This is a genomic window from Maribacter sp. MMG018, from assembly GCF_018100785.1.
Taxonomy (GTDB): Bacteria; Bacteroidota; Bacteroidia; order Flavobacteriales; family Flavobacteriaceae; genus Maribacter.
Map to the genome: position 1 here is coordinate 1891168 of NZ_JAGJEC010000001.1, position 24332 is coordinate 1915499.

A 24332-nucleotide genomic window follows, 5' to 3' on the forward strand; every position below is an offset into this window, starting at 1 on the left:
GTCTCTTACCATTTGTGTAGCACTGTTGTAGTGGCTATACCATGCTTTTTTTATTTATGGCGTCAGTTCTCTTGTATTTTATATGTCAAATTGGTCATGGTGCCTTGGACGATAATTGATTTTAGCTTATTAAAAAAACACAAAAGTGTCAATATGTCATTTCAAATTTGCAAAAAAGCGACATATTGTCTTGTTTTGTGGGTTGGTATAGGATTTGTCTTTGGTTAGGCGTAACAATGTTTAATCAAAAAAAATATATAGTTATGAGTTTAGTAAAAAGAAACGACGTTTTATTTCCTTCATTGATGAACGAAATTTTTAAACCTGATTGGTTTGGCGGAATGGAAAACTTTGGTACTAATGTTCCTGCGGTGAACATTAAAGAAGGGGAGAAAGAATTTGAAATGGAACTAGCGGTTCCCGGTAGGTCTAAAGAGGATTTTAATATTGAAATAGATGATAGTCTATTGTCAATTTCCTCTGAGGTAAAATCCGATAAGGAAACAAAAGAAGATAATTATACTAGAAGGGAATTTAGTTATTCTTCCTTTAAAAGATCTTTCACTCTACCGGATTCTGTAGACAGTGATAAAATTAAGGCTACTTATGAAGATGGTATCTTAAAATTTACATTACCTAAAAAGAAAGAAGCTTTACCAAAACCAAAAAGAATGATATCGTTGTCTTAATAAGAAGAGACATAAATCCTATAATTTGGATTTTGTAATAGTTGAATAGTTGGTTGGTTAGGGCGCCTTGAGAAATCAAGGCGCTTTTTTTATGTTCGTAATAGGTCCAAAGGCTTTTGAAAAAAAAGTAAATGTTAGAACAAGACCTCAATGTTTCAAAACCTATTTCTCAATATTTTTTATTTAAAGATCCGCTCTGTTGCGTTCAAATTTTGTGTCTAAAATTATTCATGAAAATAGGGTAGTGGACGTTTCGTTTTCATGATTTTGTTTTTTGATTTTTGCCTGTTGGAATCAACCTGAGTTCGAGGTGATTTTTTGGCATTTTGCCGAAGGGGTGTACTGCATTTTTTTATCTCTAAAAATGTTGTAAATTCGACATGGTTTCAGCAAGTAATTTCTCTGTGCTCTACTAAAATTGAGAAACGGCTTCAGCGTTAAAAACCGAAATTTTTTTTAGAGGCGTCCGCACGTATTAAAAAGTATTTTGATTCCTGTTTTTTTCTGAAAAATAAAGAAAACAACAAATTTAGTCTAATCTAAAAATATTTATAAATCACTTTTATTCAGATTTTTACAGGTATTTATGTTTAGTGTTTGTTTATATTTTTTAAAAAGAGGCACATGAATCTTTTTTACGGAATATTTTTTAATTTTCTTGTTCTTGGAGTGCTTTTATTTCGTCTCGTAGTTTTGCGGCTTGCATAAAATCGAGTTCTTTTGCCGCTTTTTCCATCTCCTTTCTTTTTTCCCTGATCAGTTTGTTGATCTGGTCTTTTGTAAGGTATTCCAAGTCGGGTTCCGCAGCTCTTAATTCTTCCTTTTTAAAATGGTATGTAGAGACTGAATTTTGAACTAGCACACTGTCAAGATTTTTGTTCAATGCTTTGGGTACAAGGTTGTGTTCCGTGTTGTAATTTATCTGTTTTTCCCTTCTGTAATTTGTCTCGTCAATGGTTCTTTGCATGCTGTCCGTTATCTTGTCCGCATACATGATCGCCATACCGTTTAAGTTTCTTGCAGCTCTTCCTACCGTCTGTGTAAGTGATCTGGTATTACGAAGAAAACCTTCTTTGTCGGCATCTAAAATTGCTACCAACGATACCTCCGGAAGATCCAGACCTTCTCTCAAAAGGTTTACGCCGATCAGTACGTCAAAAATACCTTTTCTTAGATCTTGCATAATCTCCACACGTTCCAAGGTGTCTACATCACTATGAATATATCTACACCTAACACTTATTCTATCCAGGTATTTGGCAAGTTCTTCAGCCATACGTTTGGTAAGTGTGGTAACCAATACCCTTTCATCTTTTTCTACCCTTTGGTGAATTTCTTCCACAAGGTCATCTATCTGGTTGAGGCTTGGCCGTACTTCTATGATCGGGTCCAACAGGCCTGTGGGTCTAATAATTTGCTCTACATACACCCCTTGGCTCAGTTGTAGCTCATAATCTGCTGGGGTGGCACTTACATATATTACCTGATTTTGAAGTGCCTCGAACTCTTCAAATTTCAACGGTCTATTGTCCATGGCGGCCGGTAACCTAAAACCATATTCTACTAAATTTATCTTTCTTGAGCGGTCTCCACCGTACATAGCGTGTACTTGTGGAATGGTTACGTGGCTTTCGTCTATTACCATCAAATAATCGTCCGGAAAGTAATCCAATAGGCAGAAGGGCCGTGTGCCCGGTTCCCTGCCATCCAGATACCTGGAATAATTTTCGATACCGGAACAATAACCAAGTTCCCTGATCATTTCAAGGTCGAAGTTTGTACGTTCCTCCAAACGTTTTGCTTCCAAGGGTTTTCCGATTTCCTTAAAATAATCGAGCTGTTTTACAAGGTCGTCCTGTATGCTATGAATAGCGTTTTGTAGCACATCTTGAGAGGTGACGAACATGTTTGCCGGATATATGTTCAAGTTTTCGTATACCTCCAGCACTTTATTGTTAAAAGGGTCGAAAGCTTCTATTTCCTCTATTTCGTCCCCAAAAAAATGAATTCTAAATGCGTGGTCGGCATAGCTCGGAAAAACATCGACAACGTCTCCCTTTACCCTAAAGTTTCCATTTCTAAAGTCTGCTGTTGTCCTAGAATAGAGACTTTGTACCAATTGATGCAAGAATTTGGTTCTAGAGATTATTTGGTCTTTTTGTATAGAAATAACATTTTTTTGAAATTCGACCGGGTTTCCGATACCGTAAAGGCAAGAAACCGAGGCGACCACTAAAACATCACGTCTTCCCGAAAGTAACGATGAAGTAGCACTGAGCCGTAATTTTTCGATGTCCTCGTTTATAGAAAGATCTTTTTCTATATAGACCCCACTTGTAGGAATGTAGGCTTCAGGTTGGTAATAATCATAGTACGAAACAAAATACTCGATAGCATTATCCGGGAAAAATTGTTTGAATTCGGAATATAACTGGGCGGCCAAGGTCTTGTTATGGGCAAGCACCAAAGTAGGTCGTTGCACTTTCTCTATAACATTGGCTATCGTAAAGGTCTTTCCAGAACCCGTAACACCCAATAATGTTTGGTATTTTTCCCCTGTTTCCAGACCGGTCGTCAATTCTTTGATGGCGTTTGGCTGGTCCCCTGTCGGACTAAATTCGGATACTACTTTAAACTTCATTCAATAAAAGTACAAAACACTCCTTGTAATAGTATTTGGAAAATGGGTTAATTGCAGAAAATGAATCTAGTTTGTGGGTTATAGATCCCGTTTCTTGAGCAAGGCGTAGGATAGGTAAATAAATATGCCGGTCCAAGCCATCACTATTGCGATCTCGTACCAATGTACTTGGTAATTTAGATTGATATGTTCACCTACCTGATCTGCTACCGTTTGTACGGCTTCCAATCTGGTAAAAGGCTCTTTAATCAAGTTGAACATGGATTGTAAAGGAAAGAAACCCATAATTGTCTCCGTGGTATCCCCGTCAAACAACTTCCAGCGTATCAGTCCTCTAATAATGCCTTCCAATATTTGCCATAGAATTAAGAACCCAAGGGCAAAAGCGGAACGTTTTACCAAAATTCCTAGAAAAAGACAAAAAGAAAAGAAACCCAAAAGTTTAAAGAAAAAGGCCACGATGAATTCCAGATCTGAAAATATGATGGAGAGTTCGTCATAATCCGAATACACCAACCCTAGAATTAACGATACTACGAATACGAATATGGTAGAAATCAGGGCGAAGGAAACAACGGTCAAGAACTTGGAAAGAATAAACTCCTTTTTAGAAAGCCCGTCTATCAAGTTCTGTTTTATGGTTTTATTACTATACTCGTTCGCCATCATAGACACGATCACTATGGCGAGAAATAATTTAAAAAAAGCGGTAATAAAGGTGTTGAAATGCCAGATGTAGGGAAAATTGAAAATACCTATTTCCGCCATGTGGAACTTAACGGGACCTATATCGAATTTTATGGCCGCGACCAGCGCAATAGAGGTCAATATAAAAAAGTAGGATATGATCAAGACCTTGCTGGCCCTATTGTTCCAAAGTTTTATAAATTCTATTTGTAGTAAACGTATCATTTCTTGGTCGGTTAGTTTGATTGATTTTTGGTCAAGGTCAAGAATTGTTCTTCTAAGCTTTCTTTTCTTTTGATCAGGTGCGATAGTACAATACCGTTTTTATATAAGGATTCATTGAGGTGTTTGGCGTCCATTTCTTCTTTTAGAAAAGCGGTAATAAGGCCGTTTTCTTGTTTGACCTCAAGAAAACTGGGGTTGGACCTTAGGTTGGAGGCCAACTTTTCCATATCATCACATTTTAATTCAAAAAAACCATGGCTGGCCAACATGCCATCTACACGGCCGGCATATAGTTTTTCTCCTTTTCGGAGTATAATTACATGGCTACACACTTTTTCCACTTCGTCCAATAGGTGAGAAGCCAACAAAATGGTAGTTCCTTCAGCGGCTATCTTGGTGATTATTTGGCGTATTTGGTGAATTCCCTGTGGATCTAACCCATTGGTAGGCTCGTCCAAGATTAAAATTTCGGGATCGTTGAGTAGGGCAGAGGCAATGGCCAAGCGTTGTTTCATACCTAAAGAATAGGTCTTAAACTTACTGTTCTTACGGTCCAGTAAACCTACCAGTTCCAGTTTTTCCTCAATTTTATCTTCACTAACCTCTTTTATCTTGCAGACCAATTTTAAATTTTGGACTGCTGTCATATAGGGGTAAAAATTAGGCCTTTCAATAATGGCACCAACTTTTTTAAGGGCTTCATGGGTAGAAACGGAGCCGTCGAACCAATGAAAATTACCACTTGTTCTATTGACCACGTTCAATACAATGCCCAATGTGGTGGATTTGCCACTTCCGTTAGGGCCCAGAATGCCATAGACATTGCCTTTTTCTATAGTAAATGATAAATCCTTAACGGCAGTTAGGTGACCAAACTTTTTGGTAAGGTTGTTTACGGTTAGTATTGTGCTCAAAGCAAGTAGTTTTTGATTGATTCTACTTACTTGACGAGAACAAGAAGGTTTTGTTACAGAACCTTATAAATTAATTTAGTTTCACCCTGTAGGTCGTATTTCTATTGGTGATCACCGTTTTAGGTCTTCCTAGGGTAATTACCGTAGGATCATCGGGTTCCCCATCACCGTTGCTATCTACATCGGAACTGTTATTGGGGTCATCGGATGTATCGGAAATACTAAACCCGTTGGGTAACAAAGCCTGAACGGTAGCTGTATTGGTTACCCTTAAGCTACTAAGTTCTGGGTTTGTGATACTATGTGTAAGTGTAAACGTTGCAGAATTGGACGGTGCCAATGATGCGACCGATGCCGGACTGATACTTCCTGAATCTGCCATGGGGTCGGTTATGGTTACATTGGTTAATGTAGAGGGGCCGTTATTGGTAACGACCAATTCATATGTAATCTCTTCTCCTAAACTGTCATAGGAACCATCAGGAGCTGGTAAGGCCACTTTTGTAAGGGTAATCTCATTGTTCGAAATTGTCAAGGTTTCACTAAGGTCGTCCGATGTGATGTTCGCATCCACCTGATCTTGGCTGTTGGAAACGGTATTAGTGTATGATGAAACAGTAGAATCAAACGGAAGCTCATCCGCTTGAACTTCTAATACAAGAGATACCAATTCACCTTGTGAAAGCGTACCTATGGTCCATTCGGGAGCAGTCCAGCTACCAACACTAGGGTTAGCGGACAACAACGTTAATCCATCGGGAATAACATCGGTAATCTTAAGATTAGTAACATCATTGATACCCAAGCTTTCTACGGTAATCGTGAATTCTACAATATCACCTTCTAAAATAGTATTCTTATCGGCCGTTTTTTTGACTACGATATCCGGTAGACAATAGTAAGCCGCTATTGGTTGTGAATCATAGGTGCAGCCGCCTTTGGTAACTCTAACATAGTAATCACCTGCTTCGGTTGGGGTGTAACTTGACAACGTAGCTCCTGGAACTATAGTACCGTTTTGAAACCATTGATAGGCATCGTAATTGGCATCTACCACCTCTATTACAGAACCTGGCAAGCAACCACCACCCGTAATCTGTAAATCTACCTCCGGTACAGTATCGAAGCCCGAGAAATATCCTGCGACTCCACGTGCACCATTATAGCCAAAGAAGCCAACTGCAATCGGTCCCGTAGATTCTACACTAACATCTCCCGTCAAATTGGGAATATAAAAAGTTTTCCATAAGCTTGTCCCTGCCACGGATGAGGAGCTAGGAAGAGTCACCGTTCCCGTGTCATCGGTTACTACAATATTCGAATCGGGTGTTGAGGTCGAAGCGATTATAGTGATACCTCCAGAAATTGTTGTGCCGGCAGCATCCGTTATATTCGTGATGTTGTCCATGGTATCAGGTAATAGGCAATTTACTGGGGCAACAAAATTCAATCCTTGGGTATAAACAGCACTTGAGCCTGCCAAACATTGATAAGCATATACATCTTTAGATGTGCTTACGTACATGTTGGCGCCCACTGAATTAGAAGAGTAATAGCTGCTGGGAATTTCATAAAAATCCCCATTGTTGATCGTTGCAATGGCTGTGGCAGATCCATTGACATAGATTTCCGTATTATTTTGGGTTCCGATGATAATCGGAAATTCCGTTGGGCCCGTTGTTCCACCTTTACCTCTTACGAAAACGTATTCTTTTCCGAGTTTGTCTTCTGGCACTGGTTGGTCTATCCCAGCATCCCTATTGGAAGAATTGGCTTGTCTACCATAGTTCAAAGATCCATTACTGATTACGATGTCTTTGTCGGACTCTATTGAAGCACCTATCCAGCCTTGGCTTTGTGCAGTTGAGAATGTATTGCCCAGATAGGCTTCAAATACGAATGATTCATTTTTATTCAATGTAATTTCATAGGAATCGGCCGTTATCCCTGCTGAGTCACTTCCCAAACGAAAGACACAATCTGGGTCATAGCCGGATAGTTTTACCTTTGTGCCATCTTCCGTAGCCATAATACCTAAGGTATTGGATTTTGATAGATGTGTGCCAAGGTTGGGAACACCGCCCCATTTAAAACGAGTTCCCATGGCGGCTCTACCTTTTGAGGTTAACGATGCTCCTTGGGAACCGGATACCCCTCTGTAATTTACATAGAACTCTTTGCCGCTCGGGGCCTCAAAACGTAATCCGCTATTTCTTAAAACGACACCTGTACTGTCATTTACAACTAAAGTTATATTATTATCTCCGTTGGCAAGGTTATAGGTAACAGGAGTAGTCTTTGATAAAGAAAAAGTAGTAAGTGGAGTAGTGGAAGTACCTAAATAGGCATTAACGGTGAAAGCCGTTGTTTCCGGTGTAGATAGATAAATCGCTTGTTGTTGAATAGCTTGGTTGTTGCTTCCTTGTTTTAATGGGGGCAAATAGTGTAAATCACTTAATTGGGCATATCCATTTATAGCACATAAAAAAAGGAGTGCTAATACAATTCTATTTTTAAAAAATGACATATGACTCAATATGGGGAATTTTTTACTTTAATTTTCAAAGTAAGACCATGTATTGTGGTTGTACAATAGTTTGTTGTATACCGACGGTGTAGTGTTGTAAAAGGCCTATATAGCATTATTAATGCTATACTAAGTATAAGAACATTTTTCTTGTAACTGTCTATAGTATAACCAAAGAAGCCATCTTTTTTAAGATGGCTTCTTTGGTTGAAAAAGTATTTGGTTATCTATACAGGGTGAAGTGGCCAACGAACTCCCGTTCATCTTCTTCTCCGTTCAATTTTATGATATACCAGTAATCCCCGGTAGGTAATTCTGAATTGTTATAGAATCCGTCCCAACCGTCTTGGTTGTCCTTGAACCTATATACTTCACGTCCGTACCTATCGAAAATTGTGATAAATATATCAGGGAATATCTCGATGTTGATAGGTGTCCAAATATCATTTTGACCATCACCATCGGGAGTAAAGAAGTTAGGTATTTCTATATCGATGAACTCCATGAAAATCGTTGTAACCGATTCACAACCATTGGCATCTACAACCCTTACCGTATAGGTGTCAGTTCTTCTAATATAGAACGTGTTGTCGTCCCCGTTGTCTTGGTCGTCAAAATAGAAGGTGTATCCTTCTTTTCCTCCGGTCGCCACAGCGGTTATTTCATTCAGGTTTTCTTGAATCGCTATCAACTCTAAAGGTTCAAAACCTTCTACTTCAAATTCCAACATGTTTATACATCCGTTGGAGTGTGCAATGGTGATGTAGTGACTACCTGGTGTTAAATCCCTGAAATCAGCTTCTAGCATATAATCGTTAGGGTCCGTTGAGTCTAAGGCATACATCACTTCAGAGGAAACGGTTTCGTCCTCTAAAACAAGGTCGATATAATTGTTTGGTGTATCACCGGTGCATTCATATACCACTTCTACGGACGCATTTAGGTTGGCCCCGTTCTCTATTCTAATGATATCGTTCAGGGTACAGCCGTTGGCATCTTTTACAAAAATGATATAGTCACCACTAGGCAATGAGTCAAAGCTTAATCTATCTTGAACAAAATCTGCATCGTCATTACTATTGATACTGGTGCTGTAGGGTGCCGTTCCACCAGTTATGCTGACAGAAATGGTACCATCTTCGTCACCCGCACATATTTCGGGCGTGGCGGTTAAAGTAACATCAAGGGGAGATGGCTCTGTTATCGTAAACTCAACAAGCTCGTAACAACCGTTACTATCTTGTACGATGATAGAATAATCTCCAGGAGAAAGCGCATCAAAGATGTTTTCGTCATAAAACTTATTAAGGTTAGGGGTAATGGCGAATTGATAATCTCCCGTACCACCTGTTACATCAATTTGAACGCTACCGTCATCCGCACCATTACAGCTTACATCGGTTACGGTAGGCACCACTACCAAAGGATCAGGTTCTGAAATAAAGATCTCTTCAGAGACAATTTCACAATCCCTACTTTGAACTCTTACATAGTATGTTCCGCTTGGAAGGTCGGTAAAAGTTCCGTTGGTCTGGTTGGCCCTTATTTCCGTAGTCAAGGCCGCATCGGCAAATAATGCATATTCGTAACTGCCAAGTCCACCATCGGCATCTGCAATGATCACGGCCGTACTATCGCCCGAACAATTGATTTTTGCTGCGGTGGTGTCCAAGGTCATTGTAAGATCTTCAATTTCGTTTACGGCTATTTCGTTCGAAATTACAGAGACACAATTAAAGTCGTCTTTAACAAAATAGCTGTAGGTACCAACAGGCATGTTTTGGAACAGATGGGTATCTGTACCATTGATCTGGTTCATGCTATTGTAAGTAATACCATCCTCGCTCCAAGTGTAAGGGGCTGTTCCACCAGAGGCAACAAGTAATAGGTCTGCGCCATCAAGACAGCTATTGGGGCTATCGGTAATTAAAATAGCATCTACCTGTATTGGATCTTCGATTTCCACAATTGCGGTTTCGTATTCGCAACCAATATCGTCGGTAACACTAATACTATAGAAGCCTGCGCTTAGATTAAGGAAATCTGGACTTGTCTGTGCTGCGGAATTACGCAATAGCGTTGTACCCGCCGCATCATCATAGGTGTTAAGGCTATAACTATAATTAGGTATTACATTTCTTGTTGGGTCAATGGTAAATGAAACAGATCCATCGGTATCACCGGTACACTCAAGTTCTGTATTGGTAATGGTACCGGTTATGGCATCTGGCTCTATAAGTTCAAAGGCACTAGTGAAAATTTGTGCACACCCAAGGGCATCGGTGACCTGAACGTTGTAAGTACCGGCCTCTAATCCTTGGAAAAGATGTGCGTTCACCTGTGTGATGTCGTATGCGGAGCCAGTGATGGTGTTCTCCAAATGAATGTCATATAAGGCCTCGCCTCCAAGAGGGGTAATTTGGGCCGTTCCCTGACTATTGGAGCAACCTACGCTGGAAGTATCTATAGTATCCAAAGTTAATGCGGCAGCCGGTGTCGTAATCGTAAAAGTACGTTCTTGGCTACATTCTGGGAATGCAGCTTGTACCGCTCTAACAATATAATTACCTGCAGCTACCGGTATTGCGGCAGATGTTCCTGTTCCAGAGAAAGTACCGTCATCATCGGTTCTTGTGGTCGGAGTACCATCGGCATTTAAAATTTCCCAGTCAAAGTCACCTGTATAGGTAGCATCGGCAAAGGTTATTTGTATACTGCCATCTTCACCATAACAGATAACATTGGACAGTACATCTACTGTAATGTCAAAAGTATTGGGCTCTTTTACAACATGTTCCGTTGTAATTGAACATCCTGTCGTCGTATTGGTTATCTCAATGGTATGGGTACCCACTTGTAGATCTGCGAAAATATTTGACGCTTGGGCAGTACCCGAAGGTAATAGCCTATATTCATAATTTCCAGGGTTCGACGTATAGGTATTGTTGTTGGTTACCACATCAACCCTAATTTCTTCTCCTGTGTTGGTGCTTGAACAGCTAATAGGTGTAAGCACATTTGTCGAAGCTGAAACCAATGGGTCATAAGAGTTAACGGTAACCGTTTGTTCGGCAGAGCATCCGGCATCATCAAATACACGGACAATGACATCACCGCCGGCATAATCCGTATAGGTATATGTGGGACTTGTTCCACTTTGTAAAATTGTACCAGTGGCAACATCTTCAAACTCATAACGTGAATAGGTGTTACTACCTCCGGTTATACTAGTTTTATCTAAAACAATAGTTGCATTGTTTGTAGTATTATCCGATGTACAACCAAACTGGGTTACATTTGGTGTAGCAAATGCTACTACATTTGGCTCCCCTACCACTATAGACGATCTAGTGGTTACACAACCGTTTGGCCCTGTACCTATAACATCATACGTGCCTGCAGCGAGGCCCTCAAAACTATTTGAGGTAGTGTTGAAGGTGGCACTTGCCGGACTTAAGACGTAGCTCAAAGGGTTGTTGCCGTTGTTTATTTCCGTTATTTTGATGGCGCCATCCGAGCCTCCATTACAAGTAACGTCTGTTGGGGTTGCCGTGAAGTTTGGTTGAATAGCGGGGGGTACCTCTACAGTGAACGTTCTAAAACATTCTGGTGTAGATGTGTTTGCATCAAAAACCTGAACGGTATAAGTATCTGCAACTGTTACCACTGCGCTAACAGATGTTGTAAATGCTGTTCTGGCAACAATTTCTGTAGCAGATGAATTTTCAATCCGATACTCATAATCTCCAGAACCTTCTGATGCGCTTATTAAAATTTCTGCATCATTGGTACAACCTAAACTTTCTTTTAAAGTTGCAGTAGCTTGTAAAGTGGGGAAAACTTCTGTAGCGAATGAATCTGTACAACCATTACCATCTTTTACAAAAACAGTATATGTACCCACAGCTACATTATTAAACACACCTCCGTTTGAAACGTAATTTGCACCACCATCTATAGAATATACAAGTGTAGCAGAATCTCCAAGTGTTGTATTAACAGTTACAGTTGCAGTAGTACCGCAATTATCTACATCAACACCATCTATGGTTGGATTAGCAGCTAATGACATATTAATTGTTCCCAAAGGATACTCGCAGCCATATTGGTCGCTTATACTTACCGCATAATCACCAGCTACAGAACCTGCAGGAATTTCTAAAGGATTATCTGGTGTACCAGTAGCAATTACTGTTGCAGAAGGATCTGTTAGAGTAAATGTATATGTACCTCCACCACCTGCGATATTTTCTACAGCTATAAGTCCAGGACTAGCACAAGTAATATCTTCTAATTTACTTAAAGTTGCAGTAATAGGATCTAATTCTTCTAACAACACATTCTCCGATGCGGATATACACGTATCGGTAACACCGTCAATTTCTGTTACTACAATGTAGTATTCGTCTGGCACTAAATCGGTTATTTGTAAATTATTATCAAAAGTAACTATTGTACCTGCCATACCAGGAGTTGTACCATTGCCACTAGATCTAATAATGTTACCTGCTATATTATACAGCTCCCATCTGTATTGAGACCCAAATGGAGCTTCATGATCTGTAATTGTAAAATCTATTGTTGCATTATCTGCACCATCACAAGAAGGAGCTGAGGTAAAGTCAACATCTAAAGGAAGGGGATCTACAATATCGTTCACGTTCACATCACTCTGGCGTACACAACCATTAAAATCACGTACATAAAAAACATAAGTTCTACCAGGTGTTAAGCCTGTCCATAAGTAATTACCGTGTCCTGCCGGAACTGCGACAGGAGACCCTGAAGAATCGTTTACTGACCCACCAGCTATCCAAGTAGCAGTAGCAGGGTTAAAGTTTGCTGGATCATCAGAAAATGCATACTCATAACCTGGAGTACCTTGAGAACCTTGCACTTTAACTTGTAGCTCATTACAATTTACAACAACAGCGTCTATAGTAATATCTAGATTATCCAAAGGATAAGGAATTGTATATCTTGGGAAATCTGTTTGACAAATAGTATTTCCAGAGCCATCTACCGTTCTCATAGAAGGGTAAACACTTTCTCCAGATAAATAACCGGTTAACCTATCCGATGTTCCAGGTACAGAGTTGTCCCCAGTCCAAGTAGCACCACCATCTGCACTAAACTCTATAGTTCCTAAAGTAGTTGGGTAAGCATCAAATCTAAAACCAAAGTCACTAGCAGTACCAGTACAGGTATTAGGGGTAACACCTATAATATCTGCCGTTAACTCATCAGGATTATTAATAGTTACATTAGGGGTTGTAGTAACCGTACAACCACTGGCATCTGTAATATTAATTGTATAATTTCCTGGGTTCAGGTTATAAAAAGTTTTTGTATTGTTGATTACGTTGGTAACTGTTTGGTTAGAAGCACCAGCGTTATCTATGTCTATAATTTCATAGGTGTATGGAGCAATACCAGATGTTACTTCTACCTCAATTGTTCCTAAGCCGTCATGACATTCCGGGTCTGTTGGTGTTGCTGTGAATGTTATAGGTGTTGCTGGGTTCACGGTCACGGTCTCCATAAACTCACAATGTGGGTCTGCTGCACCATTATCCCATACATAAACATCATAAGTACCTGCATCTGCTGCTGCTACAGTAAATGTATCTGTTACTGAAAAATCTGCTGCGGTAACAGGCGTTGTTGTTGGTACAAAAGCATACGCTAAATTACCATCTCCACCACTAGCATCTACGGTTATACTACCATCCGCACAAGAACTAACGTCTACAACTTTTACAGTTGCGTTTAAGTTTGGTTGTATAACTATTGTTTTTAATGTCGATGCACATCCAAAAGCATCTGTAACTTCAATATCATAACTACCATTAGATAAACCGGAAAAAGTATAAGTGGTATTGGTTGTTGGGGTAGGGGTAACCCAGCCGCCACCGTTTAGCCTAAAGGTATAGTTGCCATTACCAGAGGTTACATTCACGGTAATGGTAGCATTGTTTGCGCCGTCATAACAAGAAGTAGCGGTTAAATCAAAATCTACATCTTCAAATTTATCTACTGTTACAGCTACTGTTGAAACAACCTCGCAACCTCTATCATCTTTTACACGTAAAACATAATCGCCCTCGGTAACATTTACAAAATCAGCATTTGTTTGGTATGCCCTAACAATAGAATTATCTGAAGCTCTTTCCAACTGATATTCATACCCTGGTGTACCGCCTGTAGCGGAAGCCTCTAAAGTGGCACCGGTATTAAAGCACGTATATTCTGCAGTTTGTGTTAAACTGGGAGCTATAGTTGTAGGAGCTGTCAAGGTCACCGATGTCGCCGAAGTAGCCGTACAAGAATTGTCGCTTACCTTGCGGACCATAATGTTATAGGTCCCGTCCGCCAATGTGGAAGGTGTGGTGACGATGGCCGCCGTTTCTACCGTCCAATTGGTACCACCATCGGTCGAATATTCATAACCTGTCGCTGCATCAAAATTCTTGACCTCAAAACGAATGTTACCGTCGCTGTTACCGTTACAGGTAGGGTCTGTACTACCTAAAATACCGACGCTAAATTCTTGATTCTCCTCTACGATTATCGTCAGATCTTGTGTGGTCTCACATACTTCAGGTATTTGGGTAGCCTGAATGTCATCCAAGACCAAGAAGTTTCCGTCGTCGCTATCCAAGTTGGTACGTAAGACAACGCCAACGACCGTATTTGATCCAGGGTTAAAGGTGACTTCCCTTAAATGCCAATCATCGGCATTATTGTTTTTAGGTATTGCTGTTGTAGCCGTACTGCTGATTACGTTGCCCGATCCATCTATAAGTTCTACAAGAACCTCGGGGTCGTTGCCTGAAGCACTGTTGATTAGTATATTGTATGCGTAGAACGAAATGGTAATATCTTGATTGGCCAAAACTTCCAATCCGGTTCTGGACCATAAAACGTTATTATTGCCGGCCGAGGTACTTACCCCTATGGCCATGAACCTGCCATCCGTTAAACCGGTACGGTCGTTAGGGCTTCTCCATGAGGTATTGGGGTTGGTAACTACCGAGGTAACGGCATACTCACCATTCACCAAAATACCTGCGGGACCTAGGTTACAGGCTGTGGCACTGCCATCTTGTGGTTCGTAACAATACCCTGGACCTACTTCTCCTATTTGAGTAGTAATGCCCGTGCCAAAGTTTTCTAGGAATAAGGTGCTTTGAGTGGGTGTAATAGAGCTTGAATAGCCTACGGTAACCGTATGTGTACCAGCCCCTACATTATTGAACACATTACTGTCCTCAGGGGTATTTGTGGTACCGTCAATAGTATACGTGTAATCAAAGTCAGTAGTGTTGCTCGGTGTAATGGTTATGGTTCCAGCTCCATCACAAGCATAATCGATCGCACTGTCGAAACTTGGGTCGGCCATAGGGGCATCCACCGTTATTTCCATGTCATAAGTACAACCTAAGTTGTCCATAATGGACAAATTATAGGTACCTGCAGTTAATCGTTGTTCATTTGTTCCGGTGTAATTAGATCCACCATCAAAACTATAAGAGTAAGGTGCCTGACCTCCATTAGGATTCAGTATTTTAACCAATGCCCCCGAAGGATCGCAAGAAACATCCTCAACGATTGAGGCAGAAGCTGTTAATCTAAAAGGTTGGTCGATTTCATAGTCCAATGTTGCAATACATCTTGAGGTTGGAGATCCACTGGAATCCCGAACGGTGATTGTATAGTTACCTCCACCTAAATTGGTAAAAGTGTTGGTGCTTTGGTAATTAGCGCCACCATCTAAACTATATTCATAAGGAGCCGTACCTCCGCTTGCTGTAATCGTCAATGTTGAGGTGGCCGAGTCTGCACAAATAATATCCGTATGCGATGCGGAAATGGTTACAGGACCAAGGTCTTGTAAGGTTACGCTGTTCGATAAGGTGCTACATCCGTTGTCGTCAAAAACGATAAATACATAGTCATTGGCGTCACTACTATCGGTAAATACGAAATCATTGGTCGTTTGAAGTTCGGAGGCAGGTACATCCTCTGGACTTGCATAAAGTTCGACTCCACCAACGCTCCAAATGGCCATGTCATAATTTGGGTCGGGATTACCGCCGCTAGGTGTCAATGTTATCATACCCGAATTACAGGTGATGTTTTCGCTAACACTGGCCGTTAAATTAAGTGCCGGGTATTCGTCTACCGTAATGTTTTGAGAATCGGTACAACCATCTTCTGTAGTGGTAATAACGATATAGTCGCCGGCAGGTACACTATCAAATGTATAGGTGTTATCTTCCACAGAAACCATTTCTTGGAAAAATGTTCCAGCTCCACTATTAGTGCCGTCATCCAAACGAAGTTCGTAGCTATAATCTGGCAATACATTTAGGGCCTGAATTGAAATGGTTCCAAAACCACTACAGTCTGCAGGAGTTGTTTCTATGTTTACTTCATAGTCCATTTCCTGTATACCAATATCCTCGGTCTCAAAAATACAGGCATTGTCTATAGGGTCTCCAGTTGAAGGATCCAATGTAGTAATCTGTACTTTGTAGGTTCCACTGGTAGTAATGTCAAAATTAGGACCGTTGTTATCGGAAAAAGGTATTACGATATCATTTGTAGTCGCATTTACAAGTTGATAACCATAGTTGGAACTTGGATTTGTAATTCTGATATTTCCAGAAGTGTTACACAAGATATCAGAAGAAATATAATCGATGTCCAATGTGTTTTTGTACACGTTGAAGTAAAAACGACTGAAGCAACCATTTTCATAATTGATCACTACCCTGTACTTTCCACTATCGGTTACGGTATAATTATTTTGAATGGCTAGCTCTGTCCATGAGCAACCAGAGTTGGTGGTAGCACAGTCATCTTCAATACCTGTGCAACTGGCTTCATCCAATTGTTGCCATACGATACTTTCGGCATCGGTTATTCCCAATTGTAATGTGGCTTCGTCGTTTTCGCCGCATAAGAATATATGTGGCATTTGACTACCATCAATAGAACAGGAAACAATTTCTCCTTGTAAATCATTATCTGTATTTACATCGGAGTTTACTTGATTGAAGTATGTTATTATAGGGTTGGTCTGTGTTGTTCCAAAACGTTCAACGTTTATCAGTTCAACCAGGTCGGCACATCCCGTAGCGCCACTTTTTTCAACGATGTAATTACCAATTTCGGTAATTACCAAGGTACTCGGGTCACTATCGCCATCATCAATCGGTGTTTCCCCTGCGTCTATTTGACCGTTGCCATTGGCATCTATGGCCCATGTGTACGTTGTAAATCCGGAACCTGCACTCAAGGTGGCGAAATCACCACATAACTGTACGGTTCTGGCCGTATTACAACCTTGTAGTGCATTTGATAGACTGTTTGTGGCCACGGCTGTATCAGTGTTACAGGTAGGGGTCAGTGTGGATCCCGGTTCGTCACTATAAGTATTGGTGTTCGTAACCCCTTGGTAGGTGGAGTATGCGAAATTTTCTATAGTCTCTGAACAGGCATTTACAAATTCGGAACAGTTAGAGGACAAGGTGACCGTCATCCGAATAGTGTATTCGGGGTCGTTGACTTCTACTAGGTTATCAGGAATTTGAAATGTTATGATATTGCTTACTGGGTCGTGGCTATATGTTACACTACTGGATGCTCCCGACAAATCAACATTGTCCAAGCTTACATTGGCAGGTAATATATCTCTAATAGTGTATGATGTCGCATTGTCATTTCCTGTGTTTTGGAAACGAAGTACATAATCAAAAGTATCACCAAGACCAATCTCTTGGCCGTTAATATCATTTGTTGCCAAATCTTCGGCCGTATTTTCCAAAACAATTTGTGGAGCTAAGACCAAGGTGTACGAGGCTCCGATTACAGCACCTGTATTGGGGTCGACAGCAGGCGCACCTGTACCGTATTCGCCTCCATCATCGCCGTCGGCGCTGTTGTCCTTGTAAAATTCATCGGCATCGGTACAACCATCGTCATCGCTATCCAAATCTAGATTGTTAGGGTATCCGTCACCATCAGAATCTATACAGGTTTCGGGAACAAGAATGTCTATTTTTACATCATCGATAAAGTTACCTACAGAAATACTGCCATTGGCGGTAGATACCGCCTCAAAAATAAACACGGTATTTGTTTGGCCAACAGGTACGGTATAGGTTCCTGAATATAACACCCAGGCCGTATTATCCGTGGTCATTGTTTCTTGTACGGTGGCACTGGCAAGATCGGCCCCGATCCTCAGTTGCATTACATCGGTACCGGCTCTACCCCTGTGTCTAACCGACCAGCTCATCTCTGTACCTGGGGTCAAACATAAATTTTGGTATAATGCACCGTAACTATTGGCATTAAGTTCAACGTGTTGGTTACCGTCGTAAGAATTTACTCCGTAGAAACCAGATTCCCAGACTTCGATTTTTTTGTCGGTGGCGGTCGAATACCATCCGGGAACACTACTTTCATCTAGAATGGAATATCCGGAAACATTTGGATCTTCAAAACTTTCGTTGACTATCGATTCAAAGCAAAAAGCACCTTCGCATTCATCACTATCATAAATACCGTCATTGTCATCATCGACATCCACAATATCTATAACCCCATCATTGTCAAAATCATTATGTACAATGATGCTAGCGGAAAGAATGTCTTCCGTAATATTTTCATCAACCTGGTCCTGGGTATGCGAAACGGTATTGGTGACATTGATCAGGGGAGCTATGTCAATTTCATCCCCTACTACTTCAAGGTATAGAAATACGGGCTCACCCGGTTCTAATGTTCCAATATCCCAAACCGACCCATTCCATGTTCCGGTAGTGGTAGTTCCGTCTACCAAGGTCAATCCTGCTGGAATGTTGTCTGTAACTTTCAAATTGGTGACCGGTTCAAAATTTTGATTTTCTACCCTAATCGTAAAAGTCGCGGTCTCACCTTCTACAATTTCTGGCTTGTCCACGGTTTTATTGACTACGATATCTTCTTCACAATAAAAAACGGTAACGGATTGGGAGTCATAGGTACATGGCCCCTTGGTTCCCCTAACAAAATAATCGCCAGCGGCAGTTGCTGCATATTCAAACGAATTTGCCCCTTCGATCAGCTGACCGTCATAAAACCATTGGTAGGCATCAAAGTTGTCGTCCGAAGCTTCAAAAATCGTAGCTCCAGAAAAACAATCCCCTTCGGCACCTCCATTAATTTTTAGTACTACTTCGGGAACGGTGTCAAAACCGGAAAAATAACCGGCTACACCTTGGGCACCATTATATCCGAAAAAACCGATAGCCATGGGGCCAGTAGACGTTACGCTGATATCACCGTCCAAATTTGGAATAAAAAATGTTTTCCAATCCGCGGATCCGGTTACAGGGTTAGAAGCAGGTTTGGTCACTTCTACACCGTCTTCGTATACCTTGATGTTTTCATCAGGGGTGTTCGTGGATGCTGTAATGGTGAGTCCACCCGTAACGGTGGAACCCGCAATGTTTCGGATATCCGGAATGTTGTTCATTACATCTGGTAACAAACAGTTTACAGGGGCCACAAAGTTTAAACCTTGTGTGTACAAAGCACTAGATCCCGCCATAGATTGGTAGGCATAGGCATCTTTTGAGGTATGTACGAACATGTTGGCACCTACCGTATTAGAGGAATAATAAGAACTAGGTATTTTGTAGTATTCACCATCATCTATGGTGGCCACTGGGGTTGAGCTACCGTTAATGTATATTTGGGTGTTATCTGCAGTAGCTATAATCAGTGGGAACTCGGTGTATCCGTTAGAGTTACCATTACCTCTTATGAAAACGTAATCTTTACCCAGTCTGTTTTCGGGTACAGGTTGGTCTATACCGGCATCTCTATGGCTCTGTCCTGCTTGGCTACCAAAGTTGATCATACCGTTACTGATCACAATATCTTTATCGGCATCAATGGAAGCCCCGATCCAGCCATCTTCATGTGCCGGGGTGGGGTTGTTACCTATATAGGTTTCATAAACAAAAGATTCGTTGGCATCCAATGTTATAGTGTGAATATTGGCTTTTATACCGGCTCTGTCACCGCCGACCCTAAATTCACAACCCGGATCATAACCAGATAGAGTAATAGTGGTATTGTCCTCGGTGGCCATGATACCCAAGGTGTTAGATTTTGATGAATGGCTACCTAGGTTGGGAACTCCTCCCCATTTAAAGTGTTGGCCTAGTGCTTGTCGTCCCTTGGCGGTTAACGAAGCGGCCTGTGACCCAGATTTACCTCTATAGTTTACGTAGAATTCTTTACCGCTGGGTGACTCAAAACGCAATCCACTATTGTTAAGTACAACTCCCGTATGGTTATTGTCTACCAGTGTAATGTTGTTGTCCCCATTGCCAAGTGTCCACACTACCGGGTTAAGGTTATCTATACTGAAAGTCTGTACGGGGGTGGTATTGGTCCCGCGATACACATTTACCGTAAAAGGCGTTGTTTCTGGAGTAGATAAATATACTGCTTGGTTCTGTATACCTTGATTGTTTTGACCTTGTTTTAATGGTGGTAAGTAATGAAGGTCACTTAATTGGGAGTGTCCGAAAACTCCGGCAAGCATAATTAGGACACAAAACAATTTTTTCATCATTTGTTCTATTAAAGGTAAATTTCGCCCCTAAAAAACCACAATTTGTTAGGCCTGGCAATGAATTGTTGCCAACGGGGTGTTAGCTGTGGTATTAATCAATATATATGTTGACAACATTTTGTGATTCCTTTAAGAATATACCTTTTATCGACTATCGGTACTTTTAACTTACAATCTCTTTATTGTATCTTTATAGAAAGAAATGCCCAGTATGGAAGAACGATTAATGTCCAAGAAAAAGCCAGCATATCCGGTTAGTAAAGAACTGGACGAGTACCTGGAATATTACAATCGAAAAATTGAGATACCCATATTTTATGATGATCTACTTCGTTTTTCCGGTTCAGTTTCCGTGTACGATAAAAATGATGAGGATACTTTATGGATACGGGTGTTCTACTCCGAATTTGAAAGAAAGGAAATAGACGAAAGTTTAAAAAAGGTTTATTCGATTTTACTTTCGGATGGTAATGAAAACATTCACCAATACCTGAATGTGGATTCTGTCGATTATTGCACTTTCGGAAACTCCAAACCTTTTAGAATTAAGGTAAGGAACATTCTAAACGATAATTTCACCAATTTTTATATTAAAAAAACGGATGCATCACGTATTTACGGACTAGAATTGGAGCACATGTTGTCTCCCTATAACCTTAGTTTTTTGGTGTATAAAGATACTTTGATAGAAGAGCATATTGCCGGCATACCTGGTGATGAGTTTATAAAGAACAATCTTCCATCTTGTTCTGAACGGGAAAAGGCTCAGTTGGCCAAGGAGTTCGTAAAATTCAATGAACGATGTATGATCCGATTGTTGGGGGACATGAGGTCGTATAATTATGTAGTTGTGGCAATCCATGATTTTGACCATGTAGCATATAAAATACGTGCGATAGATTTTGACCAACAGTGTTATGAGGGTAAACTGAAAGTATACCGGCCCCAATTTTTTAAAGAGAACTATAAAATGGTCGAGTTGGTGAGGGATAAACTTTTACGGGATTCCGTAGACCAGTATAAGCTAGAAGAAAGGTCTATGGTCGCAAAACGTATTTTGAGCTCTGGTAATAGGATAAAAAAATTAAGGGCCATTTGTAAAAAAGATCATATTTCTACAGATGAAAACATAAATATGTTAAAAGAGGAAATAGCTGTATTGACGTCCGACCCCAATTTTAACAAATGCAAGACCATGGGGGAAGTCTTGGACTTGGCCCTTGATTTTGTTCGTCGTAATTACGAAGATGTTAGTATGAGACAGATTATAGAGAACAGAATTAAGGTCTAGCTCTTCTGTTCTTTGTTAAAGTATACTAGGTAATAGTACATTTGACGCTCTTCGTCCCATCCTTTTTCTACGAATTTTTCGGCAGATTCAGGATTTATGAAATCCATTTTTATCTGAATATTGGTGTCGAGGTTGATGACGTTCTTAATTTTCTTCCTAACATCCGATACTGCCTTGTTGGCTATGTCAAAGTTAGAAACATCCTCGATACTGTATTTAGGTCCTTTTTCTACCTTGTAATGTTTAAATTCCGGTATAAGCTCCGGATTGTCCATTACCTCGTTCAAGAAGTTGCTTTCTTCAAAAGAATCGTTTTTTGCGAAATGGTTTACCGCACGGTTCATGAACAATACTTCTTGTTGTTTGTCCTCCGCGGGCAAAACCACATCTTTTGCAAAATTCTGGCAAAACTTCAAGTAGTTTTTTGTCTTAAAATTATCATCTGAGAGTGGTACGGCACCAAGAAAATGGTCTAACCAGTATTTGGTGTCATACTTATTGCTATCTACAGAAAGTACTTTGTACCCTTCTTCTTGGTTGACATTAAAAATAAGACATCCTTTGTCCAGTTTGTTAATGTTGATCCCTTGCTGTACAATAATGTCCAAGTTGGATTCATTTTCTTGAAACTGAAGAAAATCGTGTTTTAGCTCACTTTTAAAAATACCAATGGCCTCTACCTTTTCATTATCCAATAGCACGTTTGATAAATAAGTGACATACACTTCACCACTTTTAATATGTGGATGGTTCGACTGTTCGAATAAATGAGTTGCTATTTTTTTTGAGGACAAGTGTGTATTTGATGCATCTGAGAACATCTCTATAGCAACCTTGTATATTTCGTTAAATTCTACATCTACCTCATGAGATAGCTTATAATAGTTTTCTTCTTTTTCTCTGAAGGGTTTAAAGAAATACTCTTTTAATAACCCTGTAGTTTCGTCGTTTAACGAAAAAGGTTCCGCGGATAAAAACACACTTTCACCTTTGTTTTTGTTTCCTACTCTATGTATGGAAATATGTTCAATTTGGGTTGCATATAAATTTATCATGGGTATATATCGGGAGTTAAAAAAGTGTTTTGTTTATTTAGAAAATTAATTCCAATTCTCATCGAAATCTAAATCGTCATAATTCTCAAAAGTATCATCAAAATCAAAGGCGCTGTTTTCGGATTCGAACTTTCTTTCTGGAGGTGACTCTGGGAGTTCCCCAAAACTGAACAATACGTTGGGGTAGGCCCTACCATCTTCTTTTTCTACAATATCCGCCAGCTCTACAAAAAAGGTCCACATATTTAGAAAATCATAAACATAGATAAGCTTTGGTGAATTTTCGGTCATTACATCCTCTAAGAATGTTTCGTTCATCAACCTAACGTCAGAACCGGTTTCGCTCATGTCGAACAGTGCTATTTCTTCGTCTTGCTTCCAGTCCTCGTCGCAGGTATAGAAAGAAGCCATTTCGTTTCCAAGAAAGCCAAAAGCTTGTGTAATTGCGTTATGAAATTCTTCTAGAGAGTTATGAGCCTCTATTTCCAAGTCCCTGAAGATGTCTTCTTCAGCGTCTAATATTATCCTTATTTTATAGACCATGCCTTATTTTTTGCGGGAAGGCAAAGTTACAAAGTTTTAGGACTTATTTTAGGCTTTAGGGCATCTAATACCAAATAGAACTGTACACCGAACAAAATGGAGGCCAGAACCAAATGTAAAGGCTGGCTTGTAAAGGGAAAGTTAAGGTAATACATAGAAATTCCGGAAAATATCTCTACAATAAGAATAAAAAGTACCCAATACATTTTAAAGTGGCCCAGTTTTAACTTATAGATGCGGTAGGCCAACAGGCCATTGATCAAAACTACCAAAATAGAAAAAGAGCGATGGGCATAAAATATGATCGAAGGATTTTCCAACCACATACTTTTTGCGGTTTCCCCGAACAAGTCTATTTGATGGTCCACAAATTGCCGTACCTGGGCACCCATTGCGATTTGTACAAGGGTGAAACATAGGGCAACAATGGCCATGATCAATGTCTTTTTATCATATATAATCCTTTTGTCCTCGTTGTTCGCCATATATATTATATAAAGTAGCAGGGCAACAATGAACAAGGCCATTAACATATGAATCGTGATTTTAACGGGTTCTAGCACTGAGTATACCACCGTGGCACCGAGCCATGCCTGAAAACCCATAGAAAAAACTACCAGCCATGAGAGTATGGTGATCCGTTTTCTTGTTTTCCAAAATTTGAAAGAGGCGAAGGCAAGGGCGAGTGTGGCCAAACCTGCCAAAGCACCACATAAACGGTTTATATATTCTACCCATGTATGCCAAGGGTTAAAAATGGCGTAGTCATGTTTTGTATAGGTTTCCCAGTTTCCTTTGTTATATTTTAAAGAAGTCTGAAAATCTTTTTTAGCTACTTGTAAGGTCTCGTTGACAATAATTACTTGGCCTTTTTTAAACTCCCTATTGGGTTCCCACTGTAATTCTGAAGGTTGTGTGGGCGGTATATAGTATCCAAAGCATTTAGGCCAATCCGGACAGCCCATTCCGCTGCCGGTCATACGCACTACTGCACCTGCTAGAATAACTAAATATACCAGTATAAGCGATAACTTCGCCAGTTTTCGGAAGAATTTGGTCATGGTAAAGTGTTTATACAAAATTACCATTCTTTTAAAATATAAGAAAACTCTTGTTATCTAAA

10 protein-coding genes are annotated in these 24332 nt (G+C 40.2%); 2 read left to right on the top strand and 8 right to left on the bottom strand.

All coding sequences use genetic code 11. The features are described 5' to 3' along the window. Nucleotides 1-263: 263 nt before the first annotated feature. Nucleotides 264-689 (top strand): Hsp20/alpha crystallin family protein, encoded by a 426-nt coding sequence (locus J8L85_RS08160; RefSeq protein ID WP_211016203.1) that lies wholly within the window; start codon nt 264-266, stop codon nt 687-689. 649 nt (nt 690-1338) lie between these two features. Here the strand turns inward: J8L85_RS08160 and uvrB are convergent. The 5 genes from uvrB to J8L85_RS08185 all read right to left on the bottom strand — a co-directional run bounded on the left by uvrB (nt 1339) and on the right by J8L85_RS08185 (nt 20320). Then, nucleotides 1339-3330 carry an excinuclease ABC subunit UvrB gene (uvrB, locus tag J8L85_RS08165; protein ID WP_211016204.1) on the bottom strand — a complete coding sequence of 664 codons (1992 nt, stop codon included), beginning with the start codon at nt 3328-3330 and terminating at the stop codon, nt 1339-1341. 78 nt (nt 3331-3408) lie between these two features. Further along, nucleotides 3409-4242, bottom strand: a complete 834-nt coding sequence (locus tag J8L85_RS08170) for an ABC transporter permease (RefSeq protein ID WP_211016205.1) — start codon at nt 4240-4242, stop codon at nt 3409-3411. Between the two features lie 11 nt (nt 4243-4253). After that, nucleotides 4254-5156: an ATP-binding cassette domain-containing protein gene (locus J8L85_RS08175; protein WP_211016206.1), complete on the bottom strand. Its 903-nt coding sequence runs from the start codon at nt 5154-5156 to the stop codon at nt 4254-4256. Nucleotides 5157-5226: 70 nt separating this feature from the next. Next, complete coding sequence (locus J8L85_RS08180) at nt 5227-7683, bottom strand: DUF11 domain-containing protein (protein WP_211016207.1); 2457 nt, start codon at nt 7681-7683, stop codon at nt 5227-5229. A gap of 223 nt (nt 7684-7906) precedes the next feature. Next, nucleotides 7907-20320 carry a T9SS type B sorting domain-containing protein gene (locus J8L85_RS08185; RefSeq protein WP_247656583.1) on the bottom strand — a complete coding sequence of 4138 codons (12414 nt, stop codon included), beginning with the start codon at nt 20318-20320 and terminating at the stop codon, nt 7907-7909. A gap of 211 nt (nt 20321-20531) precedes the next feature. Here J8L85_RS08185 and J8L85_RS08195 point away from each other — a divergent pair, with 211 nt between their 5' ends. Then, a complete protein-coding gene (locus tag J8L85_RS08195) occupies nt 20532-21611 on the top strand; it encodes a hypothetical protein (RefSeq protein WP_211016209.1) in 1080 nt (359 codons plus the stop codon). Here J8L85_RS08195 and J8L85_RS08200 read toward each other — a convergent pair. From J8L85_RS08200 to J8L85_RS08210, 3 genes are read right to left on the bottom strand one after another with little or no spacing between them, the layout of a single operon-like run. Then, nucleotides 21608-22666 (bottom strand): nucleoid-associated protein, encoded by a 1059-nt coding sequence (locus J8L85_RS08200; protein WP_211016211.1) that lies wholly within the window; start codon nt 22664-22666, stop codon nt 21608-21610. The genes J8L85_RS08195 and J8L85_RS08200 overlap by 4 nt on opposite strands. Nucleotides 22667-22711: 45 nt before the next feature. Continuing rightward, nucleotides 22712-23209 (bottom strand): hypothetical protein, encoded by a 498-nt coding sequence (locus J8L85_RS08205; RefSeq protein WP_211016212.1) that lies wholly within the window; start codon nt 23207-23209, stop codon nt 22712-22714. A 26-nt stretch (nt 23210-23235) separates the two neighbouring features. Then, on the bottom strand, nt 23236-24270 hold the full coding sequence (locus J8L85_RS08210) for a COX15/CtaA family protein (RefSeq protein ID WP_211016213.1): 1035 nt from the start codon (nt 24268-24270) through the stop codon (nt 23236-23238). Nucleotides 24271-24332: the final 62 nt, after the last annotated feature.

Bases quoted from the DNA above. Each gene is read 5' to 3' on its own strand.
- J8L85_RS08160 (WP_211016203.1), top strand. From the start codon at position 264: ATGAGTTTAGTAAAAAGAAACGACGTTTTATTTCCTTCATTGATGAAC.
- uvrB (WP_211016204.1), bottom strand. From the start codon at position 3,330: ATGAAGTTTAAAGTAGTATCCGAATTTAGTCCGACAGGGGACCAGCCA.
- J8L85_RS08170 (WP_211016205.1), bottom strand. From the start codon at position 4,242: ATGATACGTTTACTACAAATAGAATTTATAAAACTTTGGAACAATAGG.
- J8L85_RS08180 (WP_211016207.1), bottom strand. From the start codon at position 7,683: ATGTCATTTTTTAAAAATAGAATTGTATTAGCACTCCTTTTTTTATGT.
- J8L85_RS08185 (WP_247656583.1), bottom strand. From the start codon at position 20,320: ATGATGAAAAAATTGTTTTGTGTCCTAATTATGCTTGCCGGAGTTTTC.
- J8L85_RS08195 (WP_211016209.1), top strand. From the start codon at position 20,532: ATGGAAGAACGATTAATGTCCAAGAAAAAGCCAGCATATCCGGTTAGT.
- J8L85_RS08200 (WP_211016211.1), bottom strand. From the start codon at position 22,666: ATGATAAATTTATATGCAACCCAAATTGAACATATTTCCATACATAGA.
- J8L85_RS08205 (WP_211016212.1), bottom strand. From the start codon at position 23,209: ATGGTCTATAAAATAAGGATAATATTAGACGCTGAAGAAGACATCTTC.
- J8L85_RS08210 (WP_211016213.1), bottom strand. From the start codon at position 24,270: ATGACCAAATTCTTCCGAAAACTGGCGAAGTTATCGCTTATACTGGTA.